General features: G+C 71.3%; 13 protein-coding genes. 9 read left to right on the forward strand and 4 right to left on the reverse strand.

Annotation, left to right across the window (positions count from 1 at the left end):
- The first annotated feature begins 125 nt into the window (after positions 1–125).
- The 4 genes from PSH03_RS13740 to PSH03_RS13755 are packed head-to-tail and all read left to right on the forward strand — an operon-like array spanning position 126 to position 4,235.
- The gene (locus PSH03_RS13740) at positions 126–1,346 is read left to right on the forward strand and encodes an ABC transporter substrate-binding protein (protein ID WP_238689346.1); all 1,221 of its coding nucleotides are present in this window, start codon (positions 126–128) and stop codon (positions 1,344–1,346) included.
- Positions 1,343–2,455, forward strand: coding sequence for an ABC transporter ATP-binding protein (locus PSH03_RS13745; RefSeq protein WP_238689347.1), 1,113 nt, complete (start codon positions 1,343–1,345; stop codon positions 2,453–2,455). Before PSH03_RS13740 ends, PSH03_RS13745 begins: the two co-directional genes overlap by 4 nt.
- Positions 2,452–3,345 carry an ABC transporter permease gene (locus PSH03_RS13750; RefSeq protein WP_238689348.1) on the forward strand — a complete coding sequence of 298 codons (894 nt, stop codon included), beginning with the start codon at positions 2,452–2,454 and terminating at the stop codon, positions 3,343–3,345. Before PSH03_RS13745 ends, PSH03_RS13750 begins: the two co-directional genes overlap by 4 nt.
- Entirely contained in the window at positions 3,345–4,235 is an 891-nt protein-coding gene (locus PSH03_RS13755) for an ABC transporter permease (protein WP_210781199.1), read from the forward strand. The genes PSH03_RS13750 and PSH03_RS13755 overlap by 1 nt, the downstream gene beginning before the upstream one ends.
- On the opposite strand, the gene PSH03_RS13760 is transcribed toward PSH03_RS13755, so the two are convergent.
- Positions 4,213–5,739 carry a gluconokinase gene (locus PSH03_RS13760; protein WP_238689349.1) on the reverse strand — a complete coding sequence of 509 codons (1,527 nt, stop codon included), beginning with the start codon at positions 5,737–5,739 and terminating at the stop codon, positions 4,213–4,215. The genes PSH03_RS13755 and PSH03_RS13760 overlap by 23 nt on opposite strands.
- Positions 5,740–5,860: 121 nt before the next feature.
- On the opposite strand from PSH03_RS13760, the gene PSH03_RS13765 reads away from it, so the two are divergent.
- Positions 5,861–6,628 carry a class I SAM-dependent methyltransferase gene (locus PSH03_RS13765; RefSeq protein ID WP_238689350.1) on the forward strand — a complete coding sequence of 256 codons (768 nt, stop codon included), beginning with the start codon at positions 5,861–5,863 and terminating at the stop codon, positions 6,626–6,628.
- 13 nt (positions 6,629–6,641) lie between these two features.
- Here the strand turns inward: PSH03_RS13765 and PSH03_RS13770 are convergent, their stop codons facing one another.
- The 3 genes from PSH03_RS13770 to PSH03_RS13780 form a co-directional block, all read right to left on the reverse strand.
- Positions 6,642–7,355: a hypothetical protein gene (locus PSH03_RS13770; RefSeq protein ID WP_238689351.1), complete on the reverse strand. Its 714-nt coding sequence runs from the start codon at positions 7,353–7,355 to the stop codon at positions 6,642–6,644.
- 107 nt (positions 7,356–7,462) lie between these two features.
- Positions 7,463–8,125: a response regulator gene (locus PSH03_RS13775; protein ID WP_210781194.1), complete on the reverse strand. Its 663-nt coding sequence runs from the start codon at positions 8,123–8,125 to the stop codon at positions 7,463–7,465.
- A 25-nt stretch (positions 8,126–8,150) separates the two neighbouring features.
- The gene (locus PSH03_RS13780) at positions 8,151–9,278 is read right to left on the reverse strand and encodes a sensor histidine kinase (RefSeq protein WP_238689352.1); all 1,128 of its coding nucleotides are present in this window, start codon (positions 9,276–9,278) and stop codon (positions 8,151–8,153) included.
- Between the two features lie 144 nt (positions 9,279–9,422).
- Here PSH03_RS13780 and PSH03_RS13785 point away from each other — a divergent pair, with 144 nt between their 5' ends.
- The 4 genes from PSH03_RS13785 to PSH03_RS13800 are packed head-to-tail and all read left to right on the forward strand — an operon-like array spanning position 9,423 to position 13,086.
- Positions 9,423–10,418, forward strand: coding sequence for a carboxymuconolactone decarboxylase family protein (locus PSH03_RS13785; protein ID WP_238689353.1), 996 nt, complete (start codon positions 9,423–9,425; stop codon positions 10,416–10,418).
- A gap of 10 nt (positions 10,419–10,428) precedes the next feature.
- Positions 10,429–10,881 carry a DUF6220 domain-containing protein gene (locus PSH03_RS13790; protein ID WP_238689354.1) on the forward strand — a complete coding sequence of 151 codons (453 nt, stop codon included), beginning with the start codon at positions 10,429–10,431 and terminating at the stop codon, positions 10,879–10,881.
- Positions 10,878–12,617, forward strand: a complete 1,740-nt coding sequence (locus PSH03_RS13795; RefSeq protein ID WP_210781190.1) for a multicopper oxidase family protein — start codon at positions 10,878–10,880, stop codon at positions 12,615–12,617. The genes PSH03_RS13790 and PSH03_RS13795 overlap by 4 nt, the downstream gene beginning before the upstream one ends.
- 25 nt (positions 12,618–12,642) lie before the next feature.
- The gene (locus PSH03_RS13800) at positions 12,643–13,086 is read left to right on the forward strand and encodes an OsmC family protein (RefSeq protein WP_210781189.1); all 444 of its coding nucleotides are present in this window, start codon (positions 12,643–12,645) and stop codon (positions 13,084–13,086) included.
- Positions 13,087–13,438: the final 352 nt, after the last annotated feature.

Below are 13,438 nucleotides of genomic sequence, written 5' to 3' on the forward strand. Positions count from 1 at the left end.
ATGCCCCCGCAACAATCCGGCGCTCCGATCACATTCGCGCGAGGCAATACATGGCAACCCGTTGCCGCCCCGGCGCGCCGGCTGCCTCAATCAGCACTGATGACACCTGGCGGAGGGAACGGCTCATGGGTATCTCGCGGCGCGGCGCTCTCCTGGTCACTGCATCGTCGCTCCTGGTGGGCACTGTCGGGTGCGGGGCACCCGAGGCCCCCGGCGACAGCACTGGCGACAGCACCGGTGAGGTGCCACAGCGGCCCGGTAAGGCCGTCACGCTCAACGTCCTCGACGTGGCGGGCAACCTCCAGCTGACCCAGGGGATGATCGACGAGTTCGTCTCGAAGAACCCCGACGTGATCTCCCGGGTGACCTACTCGAAGGCTCCGGCGCCCGAGCTGGCCGGAAAAATCAAGGCCCAGCAGGGGGCGGACCGGGTGGACATCGGCCTCGTGCTGACCGGCGTCGACGGCCTGGCCGCCGGGATCGAGCAGGGGCTCTGGATCGACGTGTTGCCGACCTTCCAGGACCGTCTCGGCGGCATGAGCAACTACCTGGAGCCGGCCGCCGCGATGCAGAAGCTCGCCGGCAACGCGGGCGTCACCGTCACCTACTACCCGTCAGGTCCGCTGCTCGAATATCTGCCGTCCCGACTGGCGACGCCACCCACCAGCGCGGAGGCGCTGCTCGCCTGGGCCAGAGCCAACCCCCGCAAATTCCAGTACGCCCGGCCGGCCAACTCCGGCCCGGGGCGGACGTTCCTGATGGGTCTGCCCTACATCCTGGGCGACTCGAACCCCAAGGACCCCACAGCGGGCTGGGACAAGACGTGGGCCTTCCTCAAGGAGCTGGGCCAGTACGTCGACTACTACCCGTCCGGCACCACCGAGACGATGAAGAACCTCGCCAACGGCACCGCGCACCTGATCGTCAGCACAACCGGTTGGGACATCAACCCGCGGGTGCTCGGCACGGTGCCCAAGGAGGCCAAAATCACCCCGATCGACGGCTTCCACTGGGTCACCGACGCGCACTACGCCGTCCTGCCCAAGGGCGTGTCGACCGACACCCAGGCCGCCGTGCTGGCCCTGCTGGCGTTCATGCTCACCCCTGAACAGCAGGCGAAGGCGTACGACGAGGGCTACTTCTACCCGGGCCCGGCGATCAAGGAGGTCCAGCTCTCGTCGGCGCCGCAGAAGAGCCAGGACGCGATCCGGGAGTTCGGTCGTCCCGAGTACGACGCGCTGATCGCCGGAAACCCGACCGAGGTCCCGCTCGACGCGAAGAGCCTGGTGGCGGCGTTCAGCCGCTGGGACCGCGAGATCGGCGGCGGCAAGGTCAAGCAGGGATGACCGCCTTCACCCAGCTGCGGCTGGACGGCGTGTCCCGCCGCTTCGGTGGCCAGGCCGCGCTCACCGAGCTGGACCTGACGATCGAGGCGGGGGAGTTCATCGCCCTGCTCGGCCCGTCCGGCTGCGGCAAGTCGACGGCGTTGAACTGCCTGGCCGGGCTGCTGCCGTTGACGGAGGGGAGCATCTGGCAGGACGAGCGCCGTATCGACACGCTCCCACCGGAGCGGCGCGGCTTCGGGATGGTGTTCCAGAGCTACGCCCTCTTTCCGCACCTGACGGTCCGGGCGAACATCGCCTTCGGGCTGCGGATGCGGCGGCTGCCCAAGGAGGAGACGCGCCGCCGTACGGAGGAGGCGGTGCGGCTGGTGCGGCTGGAGGACCACGTCGACAAGCTGCCCGGTCAGCTCTCGGGTGGTCAGCAGCAACGCGTCGCCATCGCCCGCGCCGTGGTGTTCGAACCGTCGCTGGTGCTGATGGACGAACCGTTGAGCAACCTCGACGCCAAACTGCGCCTCGAGATGCGGACCGAGATCCGCCGGCTGCACCAGTCGCTGGGGCTCACCACCGTCTACGTGACCCACGACCAGGAGGAGGCGCTCTCCCTGGCCGACCGGCTGGTGGTGCTGCGCGAGGGCCGCGTGCAGCAGATCGGCTCCCCCCGCGACCTGCACACCCGACCGGCGAACTGGCACGTCGCCGACTTCATGGGCTACCGCAACCTGTGGCGCGGGCGGGTTCAGCAGTCCGACGGCGACCGGGCCACCGTCGAGTCGTCCGGCCATCGCCTGCTCGGCGAGGTGGTGGGGGATCTTCAGCCCCGGGCGGACGCCGTGGTCGCGGTACGCCCCGAGGACATCCGCGTCGACCAGCCCGGCGAGACCCGCAACGCCATGTCGGCGACGGTCGAGGTGGTGGAGTACCAGGGCCGCGAGTTGGCGGCCGAGGCCCGAACCGACACCGGGCTGCTGCTGCACCTACGGACCGAGCAGCGGATCGCGCCGGGCGACCAGGTCAAGCTCGCCGTCGACCCGCAGCGGCTGCTCGTCTATCCCGCCGACGCGTCGCCGCAGCCCGACCGCCTCCCGGAGGCTGCGGGGACGACCCGGTGAGCGGGCCCGGGAGGCCGCTGGCGCACTGGCAGCACCGTCTCGCCGAGCGGGGCATCGACCGTCAGCTCTGGTTACTGGTCCCGGCCCTGATCTTCGTCATCGCCCTGTTCCTCTACCCGTTCTTCTACGGGCTGACGCTCTCGTTCCAGCCGACCCGGGGCGGGCCGTTCAGCGACTACGCAAGGTTCTTCTCCGACTCCTACGAGCGCGGCACGATCTGGATCACGCTGCGGATCGCGTTGCCCGCCGCGCTCCTGAACGTCCTCGCCGCCGTGCCGATCGCCTACCGGATGCGTGGCCGGTTCCGGGGCAAGCGGCTGGTCACCACGCTGCTGGTAGTGCCGATCACGCTCGGCACGGTCCTCACCGCACAGGGGTTGCTGAACTTCCTCGGCCCGACCGGCTGGTTCAACCGGATCCTGTTGGCCAGCAACCTCGTCGACGAGCCGGTGCGGCTGACCCACAACTACTGGGGCGTGTTCTTCTCGCTGGTGATCACCGGCTTTCCGTTCGCGTTCCTGCTGGTGCTGTCGTACCTGTCCGGCATCGACCCGACCCTGGAACGCGCGGCCGCGACGCTGGGGGCGGACTGGCGTCGCCGGTTCACCCGGATCACCCTGCCGCTGCTGATGCCCGGCCTCGCCACGACCTTCTGCCTGACGTTCGTCCTGGCGTTCAGCGTGTTCCCGTCTGCCGTTCTGGTCGGCAACCCGGCCGGGGAGACCCGGGTCATCTCCCTCGCCGCCTACCAGGCGGCCTACGAGCAGTACGACTACCCGTACGCGTCGGCGATCGCCATGATCATGGGCTTCGTCGAGCTGGTCATCATCGCTGTGGTGCTGGCCGCTCGCAGCCGCTTCTACACCGGCTCCACCGGAGGCAAGGGCTGATGGCAACGACCACCCAGGCCCCACCAGCGCGGCCCCCCGCCACCAGCACCGACCGGCGGCGGCGCATCGTCGCGCGCCCGGCCGCCTGGATCGTCTGGGGCGTCGTCATCTTCTTCTTCCTCAACCTGCTGGGCGTCGTGGCGTCCGTGCTGGTCAGTTCGTTCGGCCAGCGCTGGTTCGACACCTGGCTCCCGGACGGCTACACCACCAGCTGGTACGCCCGAGCCTGGGACGAATTCGCGCTCCTCCAGGTCATCGTCGTGACGCTGGAGGTCTCCGTACTCGTCGTGGGCCTCTCGCTGGTGATCGGCGTGCCGGCCGCCTACGCCCTCGCGCGGCGCTCGTTCCCGGGCAAACGGCTGATCTTCCTGGTGTTCCTGCTGCCCATCCTGATGCCCCCGATCACCTACGGCATCCCGCTGGCGACAGTCCTCTACAAGTTCGGCCTGGCCGGGCACATGTCCGGGGTAGTGCTCGCCAACCTCGTGCCGTCGGTGCCCTTCGTCATCCTGACCATGACCCCGTTCATCGAGCAGATCGACCCGAGGATCGAGAGCGCCGCGCGCATGTGCGGCGCGGGCCTGCGGACGGTGTTCCTCCGGATCCTCACGCCGCTGCTCGTGCCGGGCATCCTCGCCTCCGCGATCCTCGTGCTGGTCCGCACCGTGGGCATGTTCGAGCTCACCTTCCTGACCGCGGGACCGGACTCGCAGACCCTGGTGGTGGCGCTCTACTACTCGATGTCCGCGTCCGGGATCAGGGCCCAGCAGTCGGTCGACGCCATGGCGGTCATCTACACCTCGATGATGCTGGTCCTCCTCATCGTCGCGCTGCGCTACGTCAACCCGACCCAACTGGTGGCGCGGGTCAAGGACGAGCCGGAGCACTGAGGTCGGCGCCGGCGTCGAGGATCTCGCCCAGGCGACTCGCGACGGTGAGGAGCGCGGGCAGCCTCGCCCGCAGACCGCGATACGCCGCGGCGAGAGCCGGGTCCACCGCGACGGGCTCGCCGGCGGCGACCCCGGGATCGAGCTGGGTGACCGCCTCCTGAAGATCGGAGGTGTGGCCGATCGCGAAGAGCCCGAGCGCCGCCGCGCCGAGGGTGACGTGGTCGGCCACCCCCGCGACGCGGACCGGACAGTCCAGCACCGCCGCCATCACCGCGCGCCACAGCGGAGACCGGAAGGCGCCACCGGTCAGGCGGACGCTGCCGATCGGTGTCAGCTCGGCCAGCCGGTCCCGGACACCACCGAGTTGCAGGCAGACGCCTTCCACGGCGGCCCGGACCAGGTGGCCGCGCGAGTGCTCGCTGCGCAGCCCGAGGAACGCGCCCGGCGGGGCGCAGCCCTGCGGCGTCGCCTCATCGGCCCGCAGGTAGGGCAGCATCACGAGACCATCGCTGCCCGGTGCGATCCGCTCGGCGAGATCCAGGAGCGCGGGCGCGGCACTGTCGTCACCGAGGACACGCCCCGCCCACCGTACGACGTTGCCGCCGTTGCTGAGCGCACCGCCGACAACCCACGCGTCGTCGGTCAACGCACCGCAGGCGAACGACTCTGCCGGGTCGGTGAGGGGAGCCTCGACGACCGTCCGCAGGGCCCCGGTGGCCCCGAGCGTCAGGCCACCCACGGTGGGGTCGATCGCCGCCGCGCCCAGACTGCGCAACGGGCCGTCTCCCGCGCCGACGACCACCGGTGTGCCCGACGGCAGGCCGACCGCTCGCCCGGCCGTCGGCGACAACCGCAACACCGCCGTCGTCGGCAGCACCGGGGGCAACTGGCTCTCGGACACCCCAGCAAGATCGAGTACGGCGGTACTCCACAGCCGACGGTGCACGTCGAACATCCCGGTGCCGGATGCCGAGGACAACTCGGTCACCAACATCCCGGTGAGCCGATGGACCACGTAGTCCTTGAGGCCGATCCACCACCGCGTCGCCATGCAGAGGTACGGCTCGTGGCGGGCGAACCACAGGAGCTTGCAGAGCGGGTTCATCGGGTGCACGGGTGTGCCAGTCAACCGGTGCAGCTCCCGGCTCTGGCCGGACGACCGCAACTCACGGGCCGCCTCCGACGACCGCGTGTCGCGCCGGGTCAGCAGTGGCGTCACCGGCGTCATGGCCGCGTCCAGCCCGATCAGGCCGTACCTGGCGGAGCTCAGCGCGACGGCTACCACCTCCGCTCCGGCGGTGCCGGCCACACACGCGGACATCGCCGTGATGGTGGCCGCCATCAGCACGTCGGGCTCCTGTACCTGCCAGCCGGGCATCGGCTCGAGCAGTGGGTACTCCCGCGTCGCGACGTGTCGTGCGGTGCCGTCCAGGGCGAACGCGACAGCCCGCACGGCAGTGGGGCCCACGTCGACACCGACGATCACCCGACGCTCCGGCCCCATCCGCACATGGTCGAGCGGTGTTCGACGGACCGGCAAGCGGTTGCGGGCAGTTGTCGTCACGGCGGTGCGTTTGCTTGGAAGATCGGGTATCACCGACGCGAGTGGTGACAGGATTGGCGGCATGCCTGCTCGCGCACTGAGCTTCGGGATGGTGGCGGAGCAGTACGAACGGTACCGACCGGGCTACCCCGCCGAGCTTGTCGACCTGGTCCTGAGCTACGCGGGTCGGCCGATTCGAACGGCGCTGGAGATCGGGGCCGGAACGGGCAAGGCGACCCGACTGTTCGCCGCAGCGGGCGTCACTGTCACCGCCACCGAGCCGGACGGGGCAATGCTCGCCGAGCTGCGCAAGCACGTGCCAGCAGGCGTCGAGACCGTGCGGGCCGCGTTCGAGGACCTGCGGCCGGGCGCGAGGTACGACCTGGTCTACGCGGCGGCGGCTCTGCACTGGACGACACCGGAGGGGCGATGGTCGCGGGTGGCCGCGCTGCTGGAACCCGGCGGCGTGTTCGCCTCGTTCGGTGGACCAACCCAGCTGGTCGACCCGGCAGTGGCGGACGCTGTCCGCGCCGCCCGGGCACCCTTCCTGGAGAGCGACGAGATTCCCTCTCCCGACGGCACGCCCCCGGGGCAGGCCATGCAGTGGCCCGGCACCGAACTCCAACGCTCCGAATGGTTCACCGATGTGCGGCAGACCGTGATCGAGCGTCGACTGACGATGAGTGCGCGCGACTACGTCGGGCACCTGTCGACGATCTCGGCGTATCTTGAGCTGCCGGCCTCGAAGCAGGAGCAGGTCTTCAGCCGGATCGAGCGGATCCTGCCCGAGACGGTCGAGCTTGCCGCCGACATCCTCGTGCATCTCGCCCGCCGGCGCCCCGAGCAGTAGCGCCCGCTGGCGCTCAGACCAGGAACTCTTCCCGCATCCGCGCGCCCAGGTTGATCCCGCCGACCGCCCGAGGGCCGGCCGGATCGTGCACGGCGACGGTGTTGTTACGACGCATCAGCTCACGGACCGCGGGCGGCAGTCGCGGCGGATCGTCCATGGCCGCGAGGACCTGCCCGGCACTGACGATCAGTCGATTGGCCAGGGTGGCGGCATCGGTGTCCACCCGCACCCGGCCGTACTCCCAGCCGGAGGTGGTCAGGTCGAGCACCTCGAACACGCGGGTCACCAGCGGGTTCGGGTCGGTCACCCGGTCGAGCCGGGGCGCCCGGTTGCCGACCACGGTGACGGCGGCGGCCACCTGCGCGTACGGGTGGAAGCCGCACGGCAGTGCGAACAGCGGCCAGCGCAGGGCCGGGCCCGCCTCCTTCCACAGCGGCCGGTAGTTACGGCGGTGCACCAGCAGTCGCCGGCCGGTCCGTCGGTGGATGTCCTGGGCCTGGGCCTGAAGGTCCACGTGGGCCTCGTCGGCGACCTGACTCACGATCCGGGTCGCCACCACCAGGCCGTCGTCACTGTCGAGTGAACCGGTGAGCGCGTCGACCTGCTCGTTGAACCGGATCCGCGCGTGGGGGCCGTACCGGGACTGGACGTCGTGCAGCAGCGCCTGCTGTCGTCCCGGGTCGAGCTGGACTCGCCTACCGCCCAGCAATCGACGGAGCCAACGCATGTCGCCTCGATTCAGCAGAGCCGTCGCGGACGGCGGCAATGCTAGTGCGTCGACCCTCCCTCATGTTCCCACGGGGGGTTGGTCGACTCCTGTCTCGGAGACGGCGATCACCGTCGACGCGGCGTGATCAGCCCCGACTCGTACGCCCACACGACGAGCTGGGCCCGGTCGCGGCAGTGCAGCTTCGTCATCGCCCGGTTGACGTGTGTCTTGGCGGTCAGCGGGCTGATCACCATGCGCGCGGCGATCTCGTCGTTGGTGAGCCCTCGGGCGACCAGTTCGACGATCTCCTGCTCCCGGGCGGTCAGCACGTCGCGTCCGGCCGTCGGCACGGCCGGCGGTGGGCCGGCCACGAACTCACTGATCAGGGTGCGGGTGACGGTCGGCGCGAGCAGCGCGTCACCGCGCGCGACGACGGTGACGGCGTGCAGCAGGTCGGCGGGGTCGGCGTCCTTGAGAAGAAAGCCGCTGGCGCCCGCGCGAAGGGCGGCGAACACATAGGAGTCGAGCCCGTAGTTGGTGAGGATGAGAACGCGGATCGCGGCGAGGTCGGGATCGGCGGCGATGCGCCGGGTGGCCTCGATACCGTCGAGGCCCGGCATCTGCACGTCCATCAGGACGACGTCCGGGCGCAGACACCGGGACAGGTGGACGGCCGAGGTGCCGTCGGTCGCCTCACCGACGACCTCCAGATGGTCCTCGGCGTCGAGCAGTGCCCGGAAGCCGGCTCGCATCAGCGCCTGGTCGTCGGCGATCAGCACCCGGATCATCCCGGCTCCTCCGGGAGGCGGACGGTCATCGCGGGCCGTCCAGCGGGAAGGTGGCCCGTACGGTGAACCCGTGGTCGTCGCGCGCGGCGGTCCGCAGCGTGCCGCCCAGGGCGCTGACCCGCTCCCGCATGCCGCGCAGGCCCACGCCCGGGGTCAGCGGCTCAGCCGGCGACGCCTGACCGTCGTCGCTGACCGCGACGGTCAGCCCCGCCGGGGCGTACTCCACCTGGATGTGCGCGGTCGCGGGCCCTGCGTGGCGGGCCACGTTGGTGAGCGCCTCCTGGATGACCCGGTACCCGGCCTGGTCGACCTCGTCGGGCAGGTCCCCGCGCTGGCCGGTGACGGTCACCTGCACCGGTACGCCGACCGCCCGGGTCCGCTCGGCCAGCTCGTCCACCCGGGCCAGCCCGACCCGATCGCCGTCGGTCGGTGCGCGGAGGACGTCGAGGGTCGTGCGGAGTTCCCGCATCGCGGCGCCGCTGGCCTCCTGGATCGCCAGCAGCGTTGCCGACGGCTCCTCCCCGTGTTTGCGGGCCAGGTGCACGGCGATCCCCGCCTGCACCTTGATCACCGAGATGCTGTGGGTCAGGGAGTCGTGCAGGTCTCGGGCGATGCGCAGGCGCTCCTCCCCGGCGCGCCGCAACGCCATCTCCTCGCGGGTGCGTTCGGCCTCGATGGCCCGCTGCTCGACCTGCTCCAGGTACGCCCGACGCTGCCGGGCGACAAGCCCGGCGACGTTGGCCGCCACGAACCAGCCGAGCAGCAGGGCCGTCCGCTCGGCGACCAGTTGACCTGGCCGGCCGGCCGGCGCCATCGAGATGTCGCGGGCCAGGAAACTGCCGAGGAAGGCGAGGCTGGCCACGGCGGCCGCCCGGTGTCCCTGCCAGGCGCTGACGTAGACCGCGCAGAGGACGGGGAACGCGGCGGACACCCCGGGGTGCACCCGGACGTGAACGGCCAGCATGGCGACGGTGACGACGCCGAGCGCCACCACCGGGTAGCGCCGGCACACCGCCAGGGCCACCACAGTGGCCAGGACCAGGGCGACGTCGAGCACCTCGACCGGCCCGGCGTCCGGGGTGAGCACGGCGTTGCCGAGCAGAAGGACGCCGAGGGCGAGACCGCCGAGGGCGTACGGGAGGTCACGGCGCATGGTCGCACTGTAGAACGGCCGTCGTCGGTGGAGCATCCCGCGCGCGTGGTACCCGCGGCGTACCACGGATGCGGTATGAGCGGCAGCGCAAGTGTCTGCGGTGGCACGACGTTTTCCCGGCCCGCCGGAACAAGCATCGAGCCCATGACATACCGCTTCTTCACCCCCACGCCGACGAGGGCGGTCACCGGCCGCACCGGGGCCGTCTACCAACAGTTGCGCGACGACTTTCTCGGGCCGTTGCCGACCTTCCAGGCGCTCTCGGCCGTGCCGGAGGTGCTGGCGGCGACCTGGGCGCTGATGCGGGAGGCGCTGCTCGCCGGGGACGCTCCCCGGGTCGACCGCGAACTCGTCGCGGCTGCGGTGTCCCGGGCCAACCGCTGTCAGTTCTGCGTCGACGCTCACGTGCTGCTGCTGCATGCGCTGGGCGCACCGAGGCTGGCCGAGGCCGTCGCCCGGGGCGAGACGCCCGCCGAGCCGAGGCACGCCGCGCTCGTCGGCTGGGCGCAGGCGAGCCGCAGCCCCAGAGCCGCCGACTGGACCAGCACCCACGGCCCGGAGATCACCGGCACCCTGCTCGCCTTCCACTTCATCAACCGGGTCGTCTCCGCGTTGCTCGACCCCGATCTGCTCCCCGGCGGCCTGCAACGCTCCCCGCTGGTGCGCTCGGTCGGCGGCCGGCTCTACGCCAAGGCGGCCCGGGAGTCGAAGGAGCCCGGCCGGAGCCTTCCGCTTCTCGACGCCGACCCGGCGGCATCACCTCCCGCCTGGGCGGGGGACAGCCCGGTGGGCGTCGCCTACGCGTCGCTGCGGAACGCCGCCAACCTGGGTGGGGACCTGCTGCTGGGCGACGTGGCGCGCCGGACCGTCACGGCCACCGTGCGCTGGGAGGACGGGCGGTTCCCGGCCCGGCCCGCGGACTGGGCCGTCGACCTGGTCCGGGACGTGCCCGGCAGGGACCGCATCGGGACCCGGATCGCGTTGCTGGCGGCGTTCGCGCCCAGCGCGATCAGCCCGGGCGACGTCGCTCTCTGGCGGCTCTCCCACCCCGCCGATGCCGACCTCGTGCGGTTGGTCGCGTACGGGGCGATCACGGCCACCGATCACGTCGCCCGGGCCCTCGCCTCGGCGCGCCTCTAGGAGGTAACCCATGCGCAAGGCTCTCGTCATCGTCAGCGCCGTGCTGCTCGTCGCGTTCGCAGTGCAGTTCGTCCTCGCCGCCGTGGGCGGGTTCACCAGACCCGCCGGTGACGACGCGTACGCGCTGCACAGCGTCAACGGCATGGCGGTCATCCCGATTCTCACAGTGCTCACCGCAGTGTTCGCCGCGCTGGCGAAGGCGCCAGGAAAGGTCATCGGACTGGCGATCGTGCCGATCGGCCTCGTCCTCCTCCAGCCGATCATCGCCATGCTGGCCGAGGCGTCCACCGACGCGTCGGGTGTCAGCACCCCGCTCGGCCTGACCATCGGTGGGTTGCACGCGCTCAACGGAATCATCGCGGTGCACGTCGTGGTCGGCGTCCATCGCGCGGCGCGACAGCTGGCCGTCCCGGCTCCCGCCGGCGCGGCTCGGCTGGTCACCCGGGAAGAAGAGCCGGCGTGACCACCGGGTCGCTGCTCGTGGCCGACCTCGTGATCGCGGTCCTCGCGTCCGCCGCCTGGCTGGGCGGTGGCGCCGCGTCCGCCGCCCGTCGCCGCCCGCTCGCACTGGGACTGGCGGCCGTCGCGCTGCTCGCCACGCTCGCCCGCGCGATCACGATCACCGCCCTCGCCCGCGCCGGCTGGTGGTTCGCCGCGGAGAAGGTCCTCATCGCGGCCCCACTGTCGCTCGCGGCGGTGGGCGTCGCCGGTCCGCGGTTGCTGCGGGCCCCGGGCGACATCCGGGCCGTCGCGGTTCCGCTGCTCTTCGCCGGGTACGCCACGAGCAGCGCCCTGCTCGTGACGATCCTGCACGGCTACCCGGCGTCGGCCGGGGCGGGGCTGCTCGCGGTCGCCGGGGTCGTGGCGGCCACGGTGATCTCGGCGCGTGCGCTCGGTGCGCGCCCGTCCCGAACGGTGTCCCGGGTGGCCCTCGTGGTGGCGGTCGCGGCGCTGCTGACCGGAACCGGGCTGACCGTCGCCCCGGGCGCCGCACCCGCCGTACCGCATGATCATGGTTTCCCGGCGGCCCGGATCGCCGACGAACCCACCCGGCGGTTCACCCTGACCGCCGCAACCGCCACCGTGGACGCGGGCGGCCGGAACGTCGCGGCGTGGGCGTTCAACGGGCAGGTCCCCGGACCGGAGCTGACCGCCACCGTCGGCGACGTCCTGGAGGTGACGCTACGCAACCGCGACATCGGGCGCGGGGTCACACTGCACTGGCACGGGTACGACGTGCCGAACGATCAGGACGGGGTACCCGGGGTGACGCAGGCGGCGGTGCGGCCCGGGCAGGAGTTCGTCTACCGGTTCCGCGCCGACCAGGCCGGAACGTACTGGTACCACACGCATTCGGCCTCCGATGTCGGCGTGCGGATGGGTCTCTACGGTGTGCTGGTGGTGCGACCGGGCCCGGTGACCGGCCTCGACGTCACAGTGCCGGTGCACACCCTGGCGGGCCGTCCGTTGCCCGCGCCGAGAGTGGAGCAGGTCGACGCCGGCCTGCCGGTGCGGTTGCGGCTGATCAACACCGACAGCACGACGCACCGGTACGCCCTGGCCGGGACCGCGTTCCGGGTGGCCGCGATCGACGGCGTCGACCTGCGCGGCCCGACGCCACTGGTGGACACCGCCGTGCTGATCCCGGCCGGGGGCCGCTACGACCTGGTCTTCGACGCGCCGGCGACCCCGGTGGCGCTGTTCGTCGACGGGCGGGCGGTCTACTCGACCGGCCCGGTGTCGACGGCGACCGGCGCCTGGCCGGTGCTCGATCCGCTCGGCTACGGCGCGACCGCTCCGGTGCCCTGGTCCCGGTTCGACAAGACGTTCACCCTCGTCCTCGATCGTGGCCTCGACCTGCGCAGACTGCTACCGCGGTACGCCCACACCGTCAACGGCGCGGCCGACCCGGACATCCCACCGCAGGTCGTACGCCTGGGCAACGTCGTACGGTTCACGATCGTCAACCGGTCGCAGGTCGTGCACCCGTGGCACCTGCACGGCCACCACGTCCTGGTGCTGACCCGCGACGGAGAACCGGCGGCCGGAAGCCCGTTGTGGCTGGACTCGTTCGACGTCCGTCCGGGCGAGGTGTGGGAGGTGGCGTTCCGGGCCGACAACCCGGGAATGTGGGCCAATCACTGCCACAACCTGGCGCACGCCGACGCCGGGATGACGCTGCATCTCATGTACTCGTGATCGCGGCGGCCTGTAGTTTTCTGTCATGACTGAGGACACCTTCCGTTCGGTGGCGATCGAGCGCACCAGCCTGGGCAACTACGTCGTGCGGAACTCCCGTGGCGGCTCGGTGTCGTTGGGCACGGGCGAGGACGGCAGTTTCACGCCGGTGGAGTTGCTGCTGGCCGCCATCGGTGGCTGTACCGCTGTCGATGTGGACCACATCACCAGTCGTCGTGCCGAGCCGACCGGGTTCGCCGTCGCCGTCACCGGCGACAAGATCCGCGACGAGGCCGGCGGAAACCGGATGCGCAACCTGCGGGTCGAGTTCACAGTGACGTTCCCCGAGGGCGCGGAGGGCGACGCGGCCCGTGCGGCGCTGCCCCGGTCGTTGCAGCAGTCGCACGATCGGTTGTGCACCGTTTCCCGTACCGTCGAGCTCGGCACTCCCGTCGCGATCGCCGAGGGCCCCGGGCCCACCGGAGACTGACCGGCGCTGAGCACGGCTGCCGATATGCGGGCTAGCTGTACTGCCCTTGAGGGCGGTGGTGAAAGCCTGCGCGGGAGGGCCGTCGAGGTCCGAGCGTGCCCTAGTACTGCGCGGCAGTTGGTCAGGGGTAGCCATGTCGTCGGTAGTGGCAGTTTCGGGCATGGTGTTGGTGTCGTCGGCGCCATCGCGACCAGGCGGCGCGGCCGGCGAACCCGAGGCCCGATCCGGGCATGCGACCGGTCCAACTCCTCGTGCCAACGATCATCATCAGCGCCCGTCACAGGCAACCAACGGACCGACCCGAAGACGATTCGCCTACTGCCGTTGCGTTATGAGATGCCCGGACTCCCCG

The organism is Micromonospora salmantinae (assembly GCF_022230905.1).
GTDB lineage: Bacteria > Actinomycetota > Actinomycetes > Mycobacteriales > Micromonosporaceae > Micromonospora > Micromonospora salmantinae.

Coding starts and splice junctions, on each gene's coding strand:
- PSH03_RS13755 (WP_210781199.1), top strand. CDS start 3,345: ATGGCAACGACCACCCAGGCCCCACCAGCGCGGCCCCCCGCCACCAGC.
- PSH03_RS13775 (WP_210781194.1), bottom strand. CDS start 8,125: ATGATCCGGGTGCTGATCGCCGACGACCAGGCGCTGATGCGAGCCGGC.
- PSH03_RS13745 (WP_238689347.1), top strand. CDS start 1,343: ATGACCGCCTTCACCCAGCTGCGGCTGGACGGCGTGTCCCGCCGCTTC.
- PSH03_RS13785 (WP_238689353.1), top strand. CDS start 9,423: ATGACATACCGCTTCTTCACCCCCACGCCGACGAGGGCGGTCACCGGC.
- PSH03_RS13780 (WP_238689352.1), bottom strand. CDS start 9,278: ATGCGCCGTGACCTCCCGTACGCCCTCGGCGGTCTCGCCCTCGGCGTC.
- PSH03_RS13800 (WP_210781189.1), top strand. CDS start 12,643: ATGACTGAGGACACCTTCCGTTCGGTGGCGATCGAGCGCACCAGCCTG.
- PSH03_RS13740 (WP_238689346.1), top strand. CDS start 126: ATGGGTATCTCGCGGCGCGGCGCTCTCCTGGTCACTGCATCGTCGCTC.
- PSH03_RS13770 (WP_238689351.1), bottom strand. CDS start 7,355: ATGCGTTGGCTCCGTCGATTGCTGGGCGGTAGGCGAGTCCAGCTCGAC.
- PSH03_RS13760 (WP_238689349.1), bottom strand. CDS start 5,739: ATGGGGCCGGAGCGTCGGGTGATCGTCGGTGTCGACGTGGGCCCCACT.
- PSH03_RS13765 (WP_238689350.1), top strand. CDS start 5,861: ATGCCTGCTCGCGCACTGAGCTTCGGGATGGTGGCGGAGCAGTACGAA.
- PSH03_RS13790 (WP_238689354.1), top strand. CDS start 10,429: ATGCGCAAGGCTCTCGTCATCGTCAGCGCCGTGCTGCTCGTCGCGTTC.